The organism is Ochrobactrum sp. WV_118_8 (assembly GCF_039631535.1).
Taxonomy (GTDB): domain Bacteria; phylum Pseudomonadota; class Alphaproteobacteria; order Rhizobiales; family Rhizobiaceae; genus Brucella; species Brucella anthropi.
This window is the reverse complement of sequence record NZ_JBDIUZ010000001.1, coordinates 357,374-376,904: the sequence shown is the minus strand read 5'-3', so window position 1 is coordinate 376,904 and position 19,531 is coordinate 357,374. Positions and strand designations below refer to the sequence as shown.

Genomic DNA, 19,531 nt, shown 5'->3' with positions numbered 1-19,531 from the left:
GAACGTCCCTCTGTAAAAATGCAGGGTTCACGCCCCGCATGCATGTCTTCATTCCGTAGCTTCTACGGGAGGCGGACATGAATATGCGCATATCCCAACTGAACGGCGCCAACACTGCGGGCTATTTCGATCGCCTGCCGGAAAAGCTGGTGCTGGAAGGTTATCGCCGCTGGACTGCGGGTTTCGAGACAGGCTCGATCATCCCGTGGGAAATGACCTGGGGCCTCTATTCGGAAGTGCTTGGGCCTTCGGAAGCAAAACGCGCGGTGGGCGAGCTGTCGCATTTCATCCGCGTGCTGCGTCATTGCGCCAGCTGCCAGTTGCGTGCTTTCCCTTTCGACTCGCACCATGTCTGCCGCGAGGAATGCCTGACGCTGGGGCTGATTTCCGGCATCCAGAATCAGGACGCGCTGCTGCTTGATACCTGCCTTGAAGCCATTGCCTGTCATCGCCGCTGCGACGATGTGGCAGGGGCCGCCCGCAATTTTGCCGACACGCTGGCTGATTTCGGCCAGACTTTGTTGCCAATACCGATCCATGCCATCGACAGCGCTTTGAATTTTACGCCGCGCGCGACTTTTCACTGATTGGCCCCAGATCGATCCTTGGCCGGAAAAGTCCCAGCGTTTTGCGAATGAATGTGATTCCAGATTTCAAGTCGCCGTCACCCGGCGCAAGGAGATAGAAATGCAGGCCAGAACCGAACGACGCCTCGGCATTGCCGCCGCCCTCGTCCTGACCGCAGGAGCGTTTGTCATGCCGGGCGTATCCACCCAGATCGTGCAGAACGATGTGGTGCCGCAGAGCCAGATTCATATGGCTTCGGCAGAAAATCTGCGCGCCGAGCTGCGCCATTTCGTCAATCTCGGCGAAGCCATGCCGAAGTCGGTGCGCTACGAGTAATCGTATCGAACCTGATACAAAAAGGCCGCGCCAGATCTGGCGTGGCCTTTTTATTTGCAGCAGAAACGCTTCAATTTCCAACAGACGCTGATGCACCGTGCGGACCGTTGAGATTTCGGTTATGACGAGCCGAAAATGGTGGAGTGCGAGCACCGGAACGGAGTGTACTTTTAGGTACATGAGCACCGGAAGCGCAGCACAACGCCATTTGCAGGCCGTCAGAGCCGGAATTCATCCGGTCCGGTTATCCGACGATGATCGGAGCCTTACCCTGTACGCGGTTATAGAGATCGATGATGTCCTGGTTCATCAGGCGGATACAGCCGGATGACATGGACTGGCCGATCGACCACCATTCCGGCGAGCCGTGGATGCGATAACCGGTGTCCTGCCCATTCTGGAAAATGTAGAGCGCGCGCGCACCTAGCGGATTTTGCGGGCCGGGTTCCTGACCGTTACGATATTTTGCCAGTTCCGGCTTGCGCTGGATCATTTCCGGTGGAGGCGTCCAGACCGGCCATTGCTTCTTGTACTGGACATTGGCAGTGCCTGACCACTCAAAGCCCGCCTTACCGATCCCGATGCCGTAACGCAGCGCTTCTCCGCCCGGCAGAACATAGTAGAGAAGATGATCCTTGAGGCTGACGACAATCGTTCCCGGCGCCTGTCCTGTCGGGTCCGGCACGATCTGGCGGCGGAACTGCTTCGGCACTTTCTCGTATGGAATTGCGGGCAGTGAATACGGCCCTTCCTGCACGGCGGCGTACATGACATCCGGCGTCGTGATATCGCGGTCGACGCTGATCTGCGGACGCATCGGCGTGATCCCGCCGGTGGACATCGGATCGACATTCATCTGGAAGGCCGACATATCCATCGTTTGGTTACAACCGGCAGCACCGGTGAGGAGGACGGCTCCGGTGCCGAAAAGGAAGCGGCGGCGGCTCAGATCGTCAATGAACTTGGTCATGCAAATTACCCGGACAGAAGGGTTGAAACACAGCCGTCAAGCGACCGCCATACTCAACAGCAATTTGCGTTCTTATGGTTGAAGAACGGTTAAACAACTCGCGCAAACGTGTCTGAAAATTCCGTTTGAAAGCATAAATTGCAGTGAATGTGAAAATTCAATCGATTTAAGCTTCATGGCAAATGCGGCGAACGCATGCATCTCATGGCTATTTAATGGCGAAAATGTGGCTTTGTCTCAAAACCGCTATTTTGAATTGTAGCCGGATAGCAAAAGGCCGGGTCATGAAACCCGGCCTTGATTGCCTTCAATAATTTGCGGCGATCAATAATCTTTTTCGTAGAAGATACCGCCGCTTGAATCGCCTTCCGCTCCCAGTGAACCCTTGGCTTTCAGGTTACGGGTGATGTCGAGATTGACGGTGCCCTTGGTCGAACCGCCTGAACCCGCTTCCACGCCCAGATAGATATTGTCGCGGATATAGCGACCGGCACGAACTGCTGTCTGGCCCTTGTCATCCGTCACGACATCAAGATCGTCGAGACCTGTCCCGGCGCGCAGCTTGTTCATGAGCGAGTTGTTGGAGCCGCCCGCAAGTTCGGCGGCGGCAGCGGCAAGCTGTGCGATCTGGAAGGCCGACAACTCGCCGATGGAGCGCTTGAAGATCAGCTGCGCCAGCACTTCATCCTGCGGCAATTCCGGTGTCGACGAGAACTTGATGTCGAGATTATCAACCGTACCCGTCACCGTCACGATTGCGGTGATTTCATTGCCTTCCGAACGGGCGACGAAGTTGAGCTGCGGATTGAGGTCGCCCACCAGCGTGACATTGCCTTCATCGAAGGTAATGCGCTGCCCGAGAATGCCGATGCGGCCGCGGATCATGTCGAATGCGCCGACCGGCTTGATATCGGTCACAGGCCCGGTCAGGCGAAGACGTCCACCCAGCTCCGTGTCGAGGCCGCGACCGCGCACGAAAATCTGGTTGGGCGCATTGATGACAACGTCGAGGCGCGGCACGGTCGGACGCGCTGTCGGCGTCGGCACTTTGCTGCGACGCGTTTCGACCTTGGCGCGATCAAGCGTCACCTGAACGTTCTTCGGCGTGTTCTTGTGGCGAACCGGAACATAGGCTGCGCCGCCGCCCAGATTTTCCGGCACCGAGATTTCAGCCCTGTCGACATCGATGCGGCCTGAAATCAAAGGATCTCGCATCAGCGGCCCGCTGATCGTGATTCCGCCGTCGACGGTCGCCACGACCAGCTTGCCGTCGGCATAGCGGGCGCGATTGAGCTTGATCTCGATATTGGCCGGGAAACTCGCTTCGGCATTGGTCGAGATCGTACCGCTGGCGGAAACCGATCCGCCGCTGCCGAGCGCGGCATTGACCTGACGCAGCGTGACGGTTTCGCCATCCAGGCTGCCCATGACATTGATATTGTTCAGGCGAACATTGGTGTCCGGATCGACAAAGGTTGCGCCATTGGTGGAGAACATGCCGCGCAACTGCGGACGGTTGAAGCCGCCCGAAACGCTGGCCGTCAGCGTCAGCGTACCGTTTACCTGCGCACCGCGATCGGCCAGGAAGCGGTTGGCGAGCGCCAGCGGAATGCTGCCATTGACATTGACTCCAAGCCCCTGCCCCGAGAACGGAACCTTGCCATTGGCGGTGACATTGAGGCCGCGCGGACCGTCGACGGTTAGCGACGAGAAGTCGATAGCCATGGCCGCATAGCTGCCTGCAGCTTGCAGGGTGAGCGGCGCAAGTCCGTTATCGCGCAGCGGCTTGGCCGCAAGGCCTGTACCGCGCAGATTGAAGGTTGCCGAAGGATTGGTGAGGGGGCCCGTGACACGCGCCGTTCCGGTCACATTGCCAGCCAAATCCTGTCCCTTGACCGCACCGTTCAGTGCCGTCAGCGGAAGATTGGCGAGATTGACGTCGATGGCCAGATCGCCCTTACTGAGCGGCACGCCGCCATTGGCGCGGACATCGATGCCGCCCCCTCCGGTTACATGCGCATCGACATTGAGCCGATTATTGGCCGAGGTGCCTTTGGCATCGGCATTGAGAGCCGCAATGCCCTGCTTCTTGAGCTCCGCTGCCGTCACACCTCGCGCCGCCATGTCGAAAGCGACATTGGGCGCTTCTTTCGTACCAGTGATGCGCGCCGTGCCGTTGACCGTGCCGCCAAGCCCCAGTTCCGGCTTGAACGTATTGGCCAGAGCCAGTGGCAGATTGGAAAGGGCGACCGAAAGATCGAGACGACCATCGACCACGCCATTCACCTTGACCTGCCCCGCGCTGGCATCTGCGCCCGTATTGATGATGATATCCCCGAAGGAGATTTCCTCGCCCTTCATGGAAATGGTGGCGGGCGCGGCCAGATTGGCGCTGAGTGTGCCCTGCTTCACATGGGCCGAAGCCAGTCCCAGTTCAAAACCGCCATTTTTCGGCTCAAGCGAACCGGCAGCACTGGCGACTGTGCCGATTTTCAACTTGGTATTGGCAGTGAAATCGGTTTTCGACCCGGTCGCATTGGCCTTGGCATCGAAGCTGTCGATGCCGAAAGTGCCGACCATTATGTCGCGCGCCGCAGCATTGCCGTCCACCACCGGCACGCCGAACAGGTCCTTTGCAGTCAGGGCAATATCAGCCGAGGTGATACGATTGCCATTGACCTTGATGTCCTTGGCATTGGCAGTGACCGATGCATTCTGGCGACCGTCATTGGCGTCGAGCGTGATATCAGCATTGGCCGCACCGGTCGCCTCCGCCAGCGCCAGGGCTGCTGCCGTGGAAATATCCGGCGCATCGAGCTTCAGCGCGCCGGTCAGGAGACCTTTCGCGGTCTGGGTGACATTGCCCGAAAGATGCGCACCACCTGCATTGAAGACGAGGTCGGTCAGACGCTTTTCGTCATTTACGATGTCGATGAGCGTTCCAAGATCAACACGCTGGCCATTAAGGAATGCACTGCCAGCAAGCTTGCCGGAAAGGGCAGCACCTGTCTTTGCATTTCCGTCGAGCATGGCATTGAAATCGAGACCGCCTTCGGAAAGCTTGCGACCGGCCAGAGTGCCCTCCGGCGCATCGGCGCGCAGCGCCAGCGCGATCAGCTTGTCGTCGCCGCGCGCACTGCCCTTGACGGTCATCCGCCCCGATGCCTGATCGGAAAGAAGCTTCAGATCGGACAGCATGACACCGAAATCAAAACTTGCCTTGTCGGATGCAAAGGAACCATTGGCGGTGATCTCGCTCAGCTCATTGCCGATACGGAAATCACGCGCCGAAAACCCTTCGCTGCTGCGGCCAAGCGCGCCGCTGAGATTGACGGCACCATCGAGAATGCGGTCGACTGCTTCCGTGCCGGTGCGCATGTTCTGTGCTGTGCCGTTAAGGTCGAGCTGGAATGCACCGCTGACCGGGCGAACAATGCCCTTGGCGTTGACATCGATGCTGCCTGCAAGGTCACGGTCAGCCAGAGCGCCGAACGGCGCAAGGCTTGCAATCTTGGCGGCGATATCGCCATTGAAGGCAAAGTCGTCGATATTACCCTTGAGATCGAGGCTGAGACCGTTACCGGCAATATTGGCTTGCGCCAGCTCGACCGGCGAGCCGGCGCGCCATGCGCCATCGATGGCGAGCGCAATCTTGCTGCCAAGCGCCTCGGCAATTTCCGCCCGTTCTGCCGAAATGCCATCCATCCCGCCATTGACCTTGAAGGTGATATGGCGATTGGCGGCATCACTCAGGTTCTCGGCAACGCCGCCCAGATCGAGCGCGATGCTGTCGGCGGAAATGGTTGCGTTCTTGAGACCGGCAATGGCAAGCGTTCCCGTCCAGTCATTGGTCGGGCGATCACCGTAAGCGACCTGAAACTTTGCATTGTCGATATAGGTTTCAGCACCCTTGACCGGCAGGAGGACGCGGCCCTTGCTCTCATCGGCAATGGAGGCATCGATGCGCAGCTTGTTCAGGAAGCGGTCATTGCCGGTTTCGGCAGAAGCCTTCAGTTTCAAGGCAGCGCTGTTCAGCGCCAGATCATCAAGGCGGAAGCCGCCTGCATCCTTCAGGAAGCCATCCGCCGACAGTACGGTTTCGGCACCGAAGAAATCGCGGAATACAGGCGGTACAAGAACCGCGATCGGACCGTTGAAACGGGCAGAGAAAACACGTCCGCCATCGGGCGCCTGACCTTGCCGGTTGAGCGCGAATTCGCCTGTCAACGTGCGGCTACCGTTGGTGTCGAGCGCAAGATCGACCTTCAACTCGTCAAGCGGACCGGCGCCTTTCAAAGTAAGATCGACCGGAGGACGACCATCGATGTTCAACAGGTTGGCGACGATGCCGTTAGCCGGTTCCGAGACTTTAAGGTCGAGATCGACCTTCTGGTCAGAATTGGCATAGGCCGCGCGAAGGGCAAAATTTCCGCCGGGACCGTCGAGACGCTTGATGTCGAAATTTGAATCGAGCGAACCATCGGCAAGCGACAGGCTGCCATTGGCGGATACTTCCGATTCGAGACCGAAAATATCCGGCCCGAAATGCAGGCGCGCAATGGCGAGCTGGTCGAGACTGATTGAAATCGGCAGTTCCGGCAGGCTGAACGTGGACGATTCAGGCGACGGCAGGCTGTTGTCAGGCAACGGCTTGCGAATGATGTCGATACGCTCGGCAGCAAGCGACTGGATGCTGAGACGGCCAACAAGAAGTGCGGTACGACTCCAGTTCAGCTTGGCATTCTCGATGCGCAGCCAGACGCCTTCGCGGTCAGCAATGGTGATTGAGCCGACGGTTGCTTCCGAAGACAGAACGCCGCTGATGCCGGAAATGGAAATGCGGCGGTTCGGCGCGGAAAGCTGGCTTTCCACGAAAGACAGGAAATAGGATTTCTCTTCTTCTGCTGGTGCTTCTGCCTGTTCCTGTCCAGAGGCCTGATCTTGAGCCTGAGCGGGAACTTGAGCTTGAGCCTGCAACTGCTTCTGTTGTTCCGGCCAGCCGAAGATGACTGCCGTGACGGCGAAAGCGACGAAGGCGATGATTACGAGAAATCTGGTCAAAACGCCTGTCCTATACCTACGTACAAGCCATAGCTCGGGTCACCCGAGCGGCGGTTGAGCGGAACGGCGACATCAAGGCGGATCGGTCCGAGACCGGTCAGATAGCGCAGACCGCCACCGACGCCGACACGCATCTGTTCCGAGAAATCGGGGAACGATTTTTCGCCCACATAACCGGCATCGACGAATGCCACCGCGCCAATGGAGTCGGTGATGCGGGTGCGCACTTCGCCATTGGCCTCGACAAGCGAGCGCCCGCCGATGATCTCGCCATTGCCCGCGCTGACGCCGATATTGCGATAGCCATAGCCGCGAACCGAGCCGCCGCCGCCCGCCAGGAAGAGCTGGCTCGGCGGTAGGTCCTCGATGGACGCGCCGACGATCGAACCGAACTTGAGACGGCCTGCGAGGATCACGCGATCCTTTTCACCAAAGCCGTAATAGGTGCGGCCTTCGGCGGTGAAACGGGTGGCGAAATTGCCGTACTGGAATTCGTAGAAGGGCTGGATATTGCCTTCCAGATAGAAGCCCGAACTCGGATCCGGCTTGTTGTTGCGGCTGTCATAAAGAAGATTGCCCTCAAGACCCGCCGTCGTGAAGCTGCGCGAGCCGAAGACGTCATCGTCGAAATGACCCTGGCTCGCCTTGGCATAGAGCGCGCCTGACAGCTCGTCGCTGAATATCTGCGTGAAGCCGGTCTTCGCATTGACCGATGTTTCGGTATAAGCATCCAGCACTTCGCGCTTGGCATCAAGCGATGCGACAAAATCCGTATCCGGTGTATAGACGCCCGGCTTCGTGAAGCTCGTACCCAGAAGATAGGTAAAGTTCTTCGGATCGAAGGAATTGTCCTGCGTGCCGCCGATACCGCTGACCTTGGCGTCGAAACGCAGGCGCTCGCCGCGTCCGAACAGGTTGCGGTGCATCCAGTAGCCGGTCAGGCCGAAACCATCGATGGTCGAATATTCGGCACCGAAGCCGAAGCGGCGCGGCTTGCGCTCCTGCACGTTGAGCGTCATCGGCAGGCTGCCGTCCGGCTCGATCTTTTCGGCTTCCTCGAAGCTCATGGCGCGGAACACTTCCATACGACCGAGACGCTTCTTGGCTTTCTCGATATCGTCGGGATCGTATTCCTGACCTTCTTTCAGCCCGGTCATCCAGGCCACGAATTGCGGGTCCATGCGCGCGGTTCCGACGACGCTGACCGGACCATAATGCGCCTTCTGGCCGGGATCGAGCGAAACATCGGCAGAAACCCGGTTATCGGCATGGTCCGCGACGATATCCTCATCGGTAACCCGCGCCTTGGCATAGCCTTGCTGGCGCCACGCCTCAACGGCAAGGCGCTCCGCTTTGATGACCGTGCCCGAACGCGCCACCTGTCCCGGCGCGAAGCCCGCATCTTCGGGCGACTGCACGTGATCGCGCTTGTCGACCGGCGGTGGCGCAATATTGGAAATGGCCGTGCGCGAGAACAGAAATTGCGGGCCGGGGTCAACCGAAATCGCGACCTTGGCATCATTGGGGATTTCCGCGTCGGGCGGAATGTCGTTCGCCTCGCGGCCATCGACTTGAATAGAAATCGTACCGCCATAGCGGCCTTCGCCATAGAGCGCGGCCAGAATACGGCGATAATCGCCGCGCGCCTTGGCCAGCAGTCCGGCGGAGCCCGAAGCTGGTCTCTCGGCATCCGAAACGAGACCGGAAGCACCTTCAATGGTGGATTTCAGATCGGCTTCCGTGCCGTCCGCATTCTTGCGGTCGCCCGTGGTCGTGACCTCGACGGAGTAGGTCTTCGGGTCGATGATGTCAGGATCTTCCTTCTTGTCCTCGCCCCACAGACGAACACCAAAGATCTCGAACGCCAAAGCAGGCGACACGATGAAAGAGGAAAATTGAGCCGCCAGCAAAAGCACGGCGATGCCCCTTCCCTGTATCGTCCTGTTACTCCAAGTCATACGCGCTACTGTCCGGTTCCTGTCTATGCGGTCGCCTGGCGGCGTCCCGTTCATTACCCCCAAGCCCAGGACGATTCAGGGATTACCATAGGGAGAACGGAAGTCCAAGCAACAACGCTAGATATGGACCATTTCAGTCAATGGAGTATTAACGTTACCACACCATTGCAACTTCCCGCGCAGATTGAAGCGCTTTGTGCTCGCATTCCGCAGTGATTGCAGGGCGCGATCAGAAAATTGTAACAGTTCGCCGGCGGGGTGCTGCCGGCGAGCTGTCCATCAGGCCATTGGGAGGAGGGAGAACGACCTGATCAAAATAAGTTCTGGCACAAACACACCGGATGCCGTCAGCGGCCAGCGTGCATCGGGCGCATATTTCCGAAATGGAAACCGCCGCCGCCCATACCACCGCCGCCAAAGCCGCGGTTGAAACCACCAAAGCGGGTCGGAGACATCACCGGACCGGGACCCCAGTTGCGACGTATCTGGCCCTGCGGCCATCCACGGCCGCCCCAGTTGCCGCCGCCGTTCCAGCGCGGGCCATGGCCCCAGCGCGGATTCCAGCCGCCGCGATTGGACTGGCAATTGCGGCCAATGCAGCCATTGACGTAGTTCGGTCCGCCGCGCCAGCCTGGACCCCAACCACCGCCCCAGCCGGGACCCCAATAGCCGCCGGTCGCCCAGCCGATACCAAGTCCGAGGCCGAAGCCGTCATCGTAACCGTCATTATTAACGATCACCGTGGTGCTGGACGGTGCGGCATAGGCGGGGCCGCTATAGGCGCCGAAACGCACATAACGCGCCGAGACCCAGCCGACACGGCTCCCGTTATAGATCTGGCACCAGCCATTGCGGCAGGAACCGGCATTGACCGTCGCACCGGCGGGGAGCGCGGCAAGCCGTCCGTAATTGGAACCGGGGCCCGAACGGACATTGACCGAAGCCGAGACATAGGCTGTTGCAGCGGAAGCAATAGCGGGCGTGAACAGGGTTGCAGCAATAACAGCCGCACCAAGAATACGATTATTAGTAAGCATTCCCTTAAATAAAGACATCGCATCTTCTCCAGATTAGCGATCGAACAGAGACGCAATAAGTATCAAACACGAGCTAATCTATGTTGATATAGTACACTATGCAAACAACATGCGCAATAATGGTAAATTTAGGGCGTATATTATTATTTTCTACACTTCAATATTGATTGCAATCATCTTTATTTTACAAAATACAACGTCGCACTTACAGCAAGTTGATTAAAATTTTACAGGAAATGTTACTCTCACCTCTTTGACGGACAGTCAAAAAGAAAGGCGTCCCGGAGGGAACCGGGACGCCACGCGGCTTTGGGGGGAGAGAGGGAGGATAAAGCCGCGATCACGGGCCGTCAGGCCAGTTGTTTTGCGAGGCTCACAGATGCAATCCCTGCAGCGTTGTGGTGCAGGGAATGTGTTTGACGAGCCTTTTATAGCAGGGCGCTAAGATGCTAGCGCTATCCGCGCCCTGAAAATGCTCTATCGCCGCACGGGCTTAACAAGTCACGATGAGTCAACCTCAACGAGACCTGGTATTACGGCAGATTACGCACGTCTTCCGGCGACATGTACATCGGCATCATATTGGTATCGAGGTGATGCATGACCCAGATGGAGCCGGCAAGAACGATAGCCAGAATGATGACCGTGAAGATGAGTGCCAGAATATTCCAGCCGCCTTCCGACTTCGGATCGAGGTGCAGGAAGTAAACCAGATGCACCAAAATCTGGACGACGGCGATACCGAGCACAATGGCTGCGGTGGTTCCCGGCGTGAAGTAGCCGTTCATGGCCAGCATGAATGGAACGACGGTGAGAACAACTGCCAGCACGAAGCCGATCAGATAGGTCTTCAGGCTGCCATGGCTCGCGCCGTGGTCATGTGTTTCGTGTGCAGAGCTCATCACAGTACACCCAACAGATAGACAAGGGTAAAGACGCCGATCCAGATAATATCCAGGAAGTGCCAGAAGAGGCTGAGGCACATCACGCGCGTCTGGTTCTTTTCCGTCAGACCGTCACGCAGAAGCTGGGCTGAAAGCACCAGAATCCAGATCAGGCCCGACGTGATGTGAAGACCGTGGGTTCCCACCAGCGCAAAGAAGGCCGAGAGGAACGCGCTGCGGCCCGGACCTGCACCTTCATGGATCAGGTGATTGAACTCATAGACTTCCATCGCGAGGAAGGCAGCGCCCAGCAGGAAGGTTACGCCCAGCCAGAACAGAAGGCCGGCACGGTTCTTCTTGAACATCGAAAGCGTGGCCAGACCATAGGTCAGCGACGACACCAGCAGGAGCATGGTTTCGATCAGAACAAAGTTCAGATCGAACAGTTCACGGCCGGTCGGACCGCCCGCAAACTGATGCGCCAGAACGGCATAGGTTGCAAACAGGCCCGAAAAGAGGACGCAGTCGCTCATCAGGTAGATCCAGAAGCCGACCAGCGTGGTCGACCCTGCATCGTGATGGTCCTCATGAGCGGGGTGCTCATTCCCGCCCGTGAACGGAGCGGTGGTTGAAATGCTTGCGCTCATCGGAATCAGGCCTCCTGAGCAGTCAGTTGCCGGGTACGGAGGTCTTCGACTTCCTGCACCTCTTCGGCCGAGACGTAAAAGTCTCTGTCATTATTGAAGGAGTGAGCGATGGCAACGGCCAGCACAGCGACGGCGGAGGCGATTGCCAGCCACCAGATGTGCCACACCAGGGCAAAGCCGAGCGGAATGTTCAGAATGCCGATGATGAAGCCGGTGCCGGTGTTCTTCGGCATGTGGATGCGCGCGAACTTTTCGGTGCGGCGCACATAGCCGTTCTGCTTCATGTCCCACCAGCCGTCATGATCGCGCACATGCGGAACTTCGGCGAAGTTGTAGAAGGCAGGCGGCGAAGCCAGCGACCATTCCAGCGTACGGCCCGTACCCCAGCTGTCGCCATTGTTGTCGCGCAGCTTTTCGCGGTCGCGGATCGAAACTGCGATCTGCAGAACCTGGAACACGATACCGCAAAGGATGATCGCAACGCCGATGGCGGCAATGATGAGGTAGATGTGCCATGCCGGGTTTTCGGTGTGGTTCAGACGACGGGTCATGCCCATCAGGCCGAGCACGTAGAGCGGCATGAAGGCCAGGATGAAGCCGACGAGCCAGCACCAGAATGCGTTCTTGCCCAGACGCTCATTCAGCTTGAAGCCGAAAGCCTTCGGCCACCAGTAAACGAGACCGGCAAAGCAGCCGAACAGCACGCCCGAGATGATCACATTGTGGAAGTGGGCGATCAGGAACACCGAGTTGTGCAGCACGAAGTCTGCTGGCGGAACTGCGAGCAGAACGCCCGTCATGCCGCCGACAACGAAGGTGCACATGAAGCCAATGGTCCACATGACCGGCGTTTCCATGCGAACGCGGCCCTTATACATGGTGAAGAGCCAGTTGAAGACCTTCGCCCCTGTCGGGATCGAAATGATCATGGTTGCCACGCCGAAGAAGGCGTTGACGTTGGCACCGCCACCCATGGTGAAGAAGTGGTGGACCCAGACCAGGAACGACAGAACCGTGATGGCCACAGTGGCGTAAACCATCGACTTGTAGCCGAACAGGCGCTTGCCGGAGAAGGTTGCCACGATTTCCGAGAAGATGCCGAAGCACGGCAGAACCAGAATGTAGACTTCCGGGTGACCCCAGATCCAGATGAGGTTCACATACATCATCGGATTGCCACCGGCATCATTGGTGAAGAAGTGGAAATCCAGATAGCGGTCCAGCGAAAGCAGGGCCAGCGTGACGGTGAGGATCGGGAAGGCTGCGACGATCAGCACGTTCGAGCAGAGCGCGGTCCAGGTGAAGACCGGAACCTGCATCATGCCCATGCCGGGCGCGCGCATCTTGATGATGGTGGTTATCAGGTTCACGCCCGAAAGCAGCGTACCCATACCGGAAATCTGCAAGGCCCAGATATAATAATCCACCCCGACATCCGGGCTGAACTCCTTGCCGGAAAGCGGCGGATAGGCCAGCCAGCCGGTCTTGGCGAATTCGCCGACACCGAGCGAGATGTTGATGAGGATCGCACCGGCAACCGTCAGCCAGAAGCTGAGCGAGTTGAGGTACGGGAAAGCCACGTCGCGCGCGCCGATCTGAAGCGGCACGGCGAAGTTCATCAGGCCGACGATGAAGGGCATCGCCACGAAGAAGATCATGATCACGCCATGGGCGGTGAAGATCTGGTCGTAGTGGTGCGGCGGCAGGAAGCCTTCATTGGCGCCGGAGGCGATTGCCTGCTGGGCGCGCATCATGACCGCATCCGAGAAGCCGCGGAACAGCATCACGAGTGCCAGAATGATATACATCACGCCAATGCGCTTGTGGTCGACGGACGTCAGCCAGTCGTTCCAGAGCGGAGCCCATTTGCGGTAGTAGGTAATGGCTGCAAGAATAGCGAGCGCCCCGCCAGCCACCGCGGCCAAAGTGACCATGATGATTGGCTCGTGATAGGGTATCGCTTCGAGCGTAAGTTTTCCGAACATTTTTTATCACGCTTCGATTTTAGCAATTCCGGGACGGCGCAAGACGGCCATCTTTCCGGAACCGCGTGAAACAAAGGATTGAATGCGGATGGCCGTGACCTCCTGCGAGATCACGGACCGATCGGCACATCAGTTTTCGAGCTGCGAGAGGCGCTGCGGCTGGACTGCGCAGATGATGTCGCTCGCCCACTGGCTGAAATCGACAGGCGAAGACTTGCGCAGATTGGCGCGCGCTTCGCGGATCATCTGTTGACGATGCATTTCATCGTCGAGGCAGACGGACTTGCCGTCCCAGCAGCGGTTCACGATGTTGTGGAACAGCGCCTGGTCATTATAGGTGAAGAACTGCGGCGGAACCTTCTCGCTCGGCTGAACCAGCGAGGCATAACGGTCGCGGCTCAGCTCTTCGCCATTCGCCTTGGCCTTCACATCGGCAACCCACTTGTCGAAGTCGGCCTGATTGTAGGCATGCGCCTTGAAGCGCATCTGGGCAAAACCCTGACCGCTATAGTTGGCGGAGATACCGTCGAACTCGCCAGCATGATTGGCAATCAGATGCAGCTTCGTCTGCATGCTCGGCATGGTGTAGACCTGACTGCCGAGCTGCGGGATGAAGAAGGAATTCATGATGTTGCTGGAGGTCAGCTTGAAGTTGACCGGCACATCGACCGGCATTGCCATTTCATTGACGGTGGCGATGCCCTGGTCCGGATAGATGAAAAGCCATTTCCAGTCGAGCGCAACGACTTCGACATTGATCGGCTTTGCATTCGATTCCAGCGGGCGGTACGGATCGAGCTTGTGGGTGGCGACCCAGGTCACGGAGCCCAGAACGACGATGATCGCCAACGGGATGAGCCAGACGGCAAGCTCGATCTTGGTCGAGTGGTGCCAGTCAGGCTGGTAATCCGCCTTCTCATTCGAGGCGCGGTACTTCCATGCGAAGTAAAGCGTCATGAAGATGACGGGAAGCACGACGAGCAGCATGATGCCGGTCGCAAAAAGCATGAGATCGCGTTCTGCCATGCCGATTTCCCCTTTCGGGGAAAGCAGGACCTGGTTCTCGCAGCCTGCGAGAAACGCCGTGAGGGCCAAGACGGCGAACGAAACGATCGTCCGGGGGGTGCCGTGTTTCATTTGTCTTTCCATCCTGCGCGCGGAGTGTCATCTCCGGCGCATGCGTCATTTCCTAGTTTTCGGTAAATTCTGAAATTTCCAAAAGTACCGTTATAACGAATAATCCCGTTTGTCACGTGCCTGACGAAAATTGTGCTGGATCGTAATGTCGCGCCCAAAAGCGGGCATTTTGTCTGAACAATCCGGCCAGATCGCTGATGCGGGCCATGTTTTGGGCAATGCATAAATGCAATAAATCCATCGGCCCTCTCAAGGGATCGATGTCCTGACCGGCGGTCTGAATGGGTCGCCAGTTGTCAGGTGCGGCGGAGCGAATAGGCCCAAAGGAAAGGGTTTGCAAGATGGAAACCGCCATCTACCCCATGAATAAACGGGATCGTGATGGGAATTTACCGAATTTGACGCGAATTGCGCGCATCCCGGAAAGTGTTAAACGGTTTTCGGACAGCCGCTCCGATCCATGTCCGACGTTTTGTGGCGGCACGATCTTCGGCAAAATAACCCCGGGGCGCAGAGACGGTTTATCTTCCGCGCTGTGTATGCTTATTGAAAATGCGCGAGGGAATTGGGGATAGAAATGATATTTGCCGAAATGCCGCTTGATGAAGCCGAAGGTGCAATTCTCGGCTATGCTATGACGGCAGGTGCGCTCACTTTACGCAAAGGCACAGTTCTCGATGCCCTCAATCTTGCCCTGTTGCAGGAAGCGGGTATCAGCTCAGTTCTGGCTGCGCGCCTGGAAAAGGGCGATATCGGCGAGGATGAGGCCGCACTTGCCATCGGGCGTATGCTTATTTCCGGCGAAGTGGAGATCGGCAGCCCCACAACCGGACGGGTCAACCTGCACGCCCGGAAGAATGGCGTATTTTTGGTAGATGCCGACCGTATTGATGCGGTCAATGCGCATGATGCGCGCATTTCCATCGCGACGCTGCGCAATCATGTGCGGGTGGAAGCCGGACAGATGGTCGCCACAGTCAAGATCATTCCTTTTGCTGTACCGGGGACCCTTTTGCGAGACATCGGCCTCGATGCACGGCCTGCGCTGCGCGTCCATCCCTTCAACGGCGCGCGGATCGGGCTGATCCAGTCGCGCCTTCCCTCGATACGCGAAACGGTTCTTGAGAAGACCCGCGAACTGATGGGAAAGCGGACTGCTCGAAATGGCGGAACGCTTGTTTGCGAAAAGCGCGTCGCGCACGATCAGGTTGCGCTGGCGGCGGCAATCGCGGAAGTGAGCCGGGCCTGCGATATTATCGTGATCTTCAGCGCATCGGCGGTTGCCGACGAGGCAGATATCGTGCCGCAGTCTATCCGCATGTCAGGCGGTGAAATCCTGCGCATCGGCATGCCGGTCGATCCGGGCAATCTGCTGGTCCTGGGCAGGCATGACGGCAAATATATTGTCGCCGCCCCCGGATCGGCCCGCAGCGCCCGCGAAAACAGCCTCGACTGGGTGCTGGATCGCCTGATGGCGGGGATCACACTTTCCGCCAACGATCTTTCCCGCATGGGGGTTGGTGGACTGGTTCTCTAGAACGCGTAGTCGAAAACCAATATGCCCTCGATGCCACCTTCAGCGGCTTCGACGAGGCTTTTGCCGACCTTCGCGTGTTCAGGATGCGGAAGATAGGCATCCCGCGCCGCGCTATCCGTGAAATCGACAACAAAACCGTGCCGGAAACCCTTTTCGAGATTTTCCAGACTGTTGTTTTCGCCAGCGGTAATGGACAGGATGCCGCCGACCTTGTCCTTGAGGGCCACAACGGCCTGCAGCTTCTCTTCGATCTGCGCGGCTCCGAGTTCGGACCTGAATTTGACGAGAACGATATGGCGTATCATGAACGGTTTCCGTGATTGAAAATGAGATCGCGCGGCCTCCAGAAATGGCAGCAGGCAACCTCTTTCATACGGTATTTATCGAGCGGGGAAAATGCCTCCTGTCAGGCGTCGCTGAAACGGAACCGCACCGAAAGCCATTTCGCAATTCCGTGCGGCCTCGCACTGGAACTCGCCTGACGGCAGTACTCAACGGTTCCAGTTAAAAACGGAGTCGCTGAACCGCTGCAAGTATTTGTTTCGTCGCATTATTCAACACATCGAAGCGAGATGAGAAGCCAATCCCGTGGACCGGTTCCGGGCACGGACACGTCATTCTTTCCGGAAAATACGCCAAAAACGAAAAAGGCCGGGTTGAACCCGACCTTCCGCTTTCACCTGAGTTGCGCCAGTACATCCGTGGTCACGATCCCAAGTGAATTCCCGATACGCATATGGATATAACCCGTCTGCGTTTCAGGAATATGACATTGCGGGCAGCGGCCAGATTGCTCCAAAACCGGTTCAACCCGGCCCTGCCCCGACAGTTTCGACCCACAAACCGTTGCCTGAAACTGCCGTATTCTTGCGTGGGCGCCTGATCACGCCCCATGTAGTCCGCGTTCATCCCGCTTCCGCAGATCGACGCTTGTAATATCCGTTTCCGACGTCTGAAGCTTTGCTCCCAAGGGCTGCAGAACCTGTCGTCAGGCCGCCATCGGCGTTTCTGCCACATCGGGGTGGTTGTAATTCCACACCTCGATCAGGCATTGCCGCATCAAGTCGAGATCGACCGGACCGATCCGGCTCAGTACAAGATCGAGTTCGTCGGGCTCTACGCCCCTGTTGAGCAACTCAACAATCGCCTCGATCAGAATTCTCTTGTCGTCAAATCTGTAGCGCTGCATAAACCTGCTCCGCTATCTGCCCCAGCACATGGTCATAGATTAAACAGTCATGGTTAACCGAAGCTTAAGCCACGAAAAACCAACGCGATTTACTGACACCACAAACTGACGCAGACGCTTGCTCCAAAAATTTCCCGCAAGAACCTGCGGAATGCATTTCAAAAATAACTTAAACAGAAAATTGAAAACCTTGTTTTTCGGACAAGATTAAGTCCAAATCCTAGTATATTTCCTGCGAAAACCAAGAAGAAATTTTCAACTCGCTATATTTTATTATTTGCTTTCGTTCAGATGAGGCCCCTATGTCGTTCTTTCGGAAATATGTCGATTGGTCCTTTACTTATGCCCGCATGGCCGGGCTGGGACTGCTCGTCGGCTCAAGCATCATGGGTGGTTATCTGTACACGCTGCAATATAAGGGCAACGTTCACACCATCATCGACGGACAGGCCTATCGCTCGAACCAGCCTGATCCTGCGCGCATCGCATCCCTGCAGAAGCTTTATGGCATCAAAACCATCATCAATCTGCGCGGCCCGGAGCCGGGCTCGAAATGGTATGATGAAGAGATCGCAACCGCGAAAACGCTCGGCATCAAGCATGCCGATTTCGAAATGTCGTCAAGGCGGGAGTTGACCCCTGCACAGACGAGACAGCTAATCGCCCTGATGCAGAATGCGGAAAAGCCGGTGCTCATCCATTGCAAATCCGGCGCCGACCGCACCGGTCTCGCTGCAGCGCTCTATGTGGCAGCCGTCGCGAAGGGTAGCGAAGGCAAGGCCGAGCGGCAGATGTCCATCGCCTACGGACATTTCGGTTTTCCGCTCAGCCCGACCTACGCGATGGAAAAGACCTTCGAAGCCATCGAGGCGGAACTCGGCTATACCGGCTCCTGACGGTTTTCAGCTCCACAAATGCAAAACGCCGGGGTTAACCCCGGCGTTCTTTATTCTAACCACGACAATCTTATTCGAGGCCGACGATCTTGCCGTCATCCCACTTGAAGATGTCGAAGCTTGGCGAGCTAAGGTCGCCGTTTGCGCCATAGGTCAGCGTGCCAATAGCGGTTTCGATAGGCTTGCCATCATGCAGAGCCTTGGCGACGGCAGCAGAATCATCGGTCGAATCGGCGCGTTCGATGCCAGCCTTGATGACTTCCACAGCGGCATAGGCGTTCATGGTGAAGGCTTCAGCCGGGATACCCTTGGCCTTGAGCGCTTCGATAGCATCCTTGGAAGCCGGGTTCTTGGTGGCGTCCTTGGCGTTGGTGAAGAGCGTGCCCTGTGCGTTGGTGCCGCCGATTGCCCAATATTCGGTGTTGGACAGGCCTTCGCCGCCGAGCACCAGTGCCTGCATACCAGCGTCATGCAGCTGACGCGACAGGAGGCCGCCTTCGGCATGGTAGCCGCCGAAATAGACGACGTCAGTGCCAGCAGACTTGAGCTTGGTGACGAGCGCGCTGAAATCCTTGTCGCCCGGCGTGACCGAATCGTAATGGACTTCCGTGATGCCGCCCTTGTTGATCGCCGCCTTGAAAGCGTCGGCCAGACCCTTGCCATAGGCACCCTTGTCATGGATCACGGCGACCTTCTTGTCCTTGAAGTTCTTCAGGACATAATCGGCCATGACTTCAGCCTGCTGGTCATCGCGGCCGCAGGTGCGGAACACGTTTTCCAGATTGCGCGCGGTCAGATCCGGCCCGGTGGCGGTCGGGGTGACCATCAGCACACCGTTTTCCGAGAAGACGTCGGAAACAGGGATGGCAACGCCGGTCGTGACCGGGCCGACGACGAACTTGATGCCGTCGCCAACGATCTGGTTGGCGGCGGAAACGCCCTGCTTCGGTTCACCGGCATCGTCGGCAAACTTCAGAACGACTTTCTCGCCCTTGATGCCGCCAGCCTTGTTGATGACTTCAACGGCGGTTTCCGCGCCCTTCTTCACCTGGTCACCGAAAGCAGCGACAGGGCCCGTCAGCGGTGCAACGACGCCGATGGTGATGTCAGCATAGGCGGCGCTGGCAAAGCCGAGTGTAGCTGCGAAAGCCACGCTGGACAGAAGTTTCAGGTTCATTCTTTTTCTCCTTTGTAGGGCAGCGTCCTCCGACGGCCCCGAGACAACCCTTGCCGGTCAAATCTCAACGCGTCTGCGCTGCCGAATTGCCGGGCCCTCCCTTTTGTTCATCACATGATCTCAAAGGGTCAATCCAAAAGCACGCCGCAC

Annotated in this window: 16 protein-coding genes; 4 read left to right on the top strand and 12 right to left on the bottom strand. The window is 57.7% G+C overall.

What is annotated here, in order from left to right:
* Positions 1–77: 77 nt before the first annotated feature.
* Complete coding sequence (locus ABDF71_RS01800) at positions 78–587, top strand: hypothetical protein (protein WP_011982289.1); 510 nt, start codon at positions 78–80, stop codon at positions 585–587.
* A 100-nt stretch (positions 588–687) separates the two neighbouring features.
* Positions 688–903, top strand: coding sequence for a hypothetical protein (locus tag ABDF71_RS01795; protein WP_011982288.1), 216 nt, complete (start codon positions 688–690; stop codon positions 901–903).
* 244 nt (positions 904–1,147) lie between these two features.
* Here ABDF71_RS01795 and ABDF71_RS01790 read toward each other — a convergent pair whose 3' ends face one another.
* The 9 genes from ABDF71_RS01790 to ABDF71_RS01750 form a co-directional block, all read right to left on the bottom strand.
* Positions 1,148–1,873: a L,D-transpeptidase gene (locus ABDF71_RS01790; protein ID WP_010657860.1), complete on the bottom strand. Its 726-nt coding sequence runs from the start codon at positions 1,871–1,873 to the stop codon at positions 1,148–1,150.
* Positions 1,874–2,197: 324 nt separating this feature from the next.
* A complete protein-coding gene (locus ABDF71_RS01785; protein WP_500060890.1) occupies positions 2,198–6,934 on the bottom strand; it encodes a translocation/assembly module TamB domain-containing protein in 4,737 nt (1,578 codons plus the stop codon).
* A complete protein-coding gene (locus ABDF71_RS01780) occupies positions 6,931–8,892 on the bottom strand; it encodes an autotransporter assembly complex protein TamA (RefSeq protein WP_275982426.1) in 1,962 nt (653 codons plus the stop codon). The genes ABDF71_RS01785 and ABDF71_RS01780 overlap by 4 nt, the downstream gene beginning before the upstream one ends.
* Positions 8,893–9,239: 347 nt before the next feature.
* Entirely contained in the window at positions 9,240–9,947 is a 708-nt protein-coding gene (locus ABDF71_RS01775) for an SH3 domain-containing protein (RefSeq protein WP_011982285.1), read from the bottom strand.
* 515 nt (positions 9,948–10,462) lie between these two features.
* Positions 10,463–10,831, bottom strand: a complete 369-nt coding sequence (locus ABDF71_RS01770) for a cytochrome o ubiquinol oxidase subunit IV (protein ID WP_010657856.1) — start codon at positions 10,829–10,831, stop codon at positions 10,463–10,465.
* A complete protein-coding gene (cyoC, locus tag ABDF71_RS01765; RefSeq protein WP_010657855.1) occupies positions 10,831–11,460 on the bottom strand; it encodes a cytochrome o ubiquinol oxidase subunit III in 630 nt (209 codons plus the stop codon). The genes ABDF71_RS01770 and cyoC overlap by 1 nt, the downstream gene beginning before the upstream one ends.
* Before the next feature lie 5 nt (positions 11,461–11,465).
* Positions 11,466–13,445: a cytochrome o ubiquinol oxidase subunit I gene (cyoB, locus tag ABDF71_RS01760; RefSeq protein ID WP_010657854.1), complete on the bottom strand. Its 1,980-nt coding sequence runs from the start codon at positions 13,443–13,445 to the stop codon at positions 11,466–11,468.
* 129 nt (positions 13,446–13,574) lie between these two features.
* A complete protein-coding gene (gene cyoA / locus ABDF71_RS01755) occupies positions 13,575–14,582 on the bottom strand; it encodes a ubiquinol oxidase subunit II (RefSeq protein ID WP_010657853.1) in 1,008 nt (335 codons plus the stop codon).
* A gap of 112 nt (positions 14,583–14,694) precedes the next feature.
* A complete protein-coding gene (locus ABDF71_RS01750) occupies positions 14,695–14,937 on the bottom strand; it encodes a hypothetical protein (protein WP_259030214.1) in 243 nt (80 codons plus the stop codon).
* A gap of 222 nt (positions 14,938–15,159) precedes the next feature.
* On the opposite strand from ABDF71_RS01750, the gene ABDF71_RS01745 reads away from it, so the two are divergent.
* On the top strand, positions 15,160–16,119 hold the full coding sequence (locus ABDF71_RS01745; RefSeq protein ID WP_433761292.1) for a molybdopterin-binding protein: 960 nt from the start codon (positions 15,160–15,162) through the stop codon (positions 16,117–16,119).
* Here the strand turns inward: ABDF71_RS01745 and ABDF71_RS01740 are convergent.
* Positions 16,116–16,424 carry a Dabb family protein gene (locus tag ABDF71_RS01740; protein ID WP_151614885.1) on the bottom strand — a complete coding sequence of 103 codons (309 nt, stop codon included), beginning with the start codon at positions 16,422–16,424 and terminating at the stop codon, positions 16,116–16,118. The genes ABDF71_RS01745 and ABDF71_RS01740 overlap by 4 nt on opposite strands.
* A 683-nt stretch (positions 16,425–17,107) precedes the next feature.
* Entirely contained in the window at positions 17,108–17,308 is a 201-nt protein-coding gene (locus ABDF71_RS01735; protein ID WP_010657850.1) for a hypothetical protein, read from the bottom strand.
* 302 nt (positions 17,309–17,610) lie between these two features.
* Between ABDF71_RS01735 and ABDF71_RS01730 the strand changes: the two genes are divergently transcribed.
* A complete protein-coding gene (locus ABDF71_RS01730) occupies positions 17,611–18,204 on the top strand; it encodes a tyrosine-protein phosphatase (protein ID WP_151614884.1) in 594 nt (197 codons plus the stop codon).
* A 70-nt stretch (positions 18,205–18,274) separates the two neighbouring features.
* On the opposite strand, the gene ABDF71_RS01725 is transcribed toward ABDF71_RS01730, so the two are convergent.
* Positions 18,275–19,381, bottom strand: a complete 1,107-nt coding sequence (locus ABDF71_RS01725) for a branched-chain amino acid ABC transporter substrate-binding protein (protein ID WP_010657848.1) — start codon at positions 19,379–19,381, stop codon at positions 18,275–18,277.
* Between the last annotated feature and the right edge of the window lie 150 nt (positions 19,382–19,531).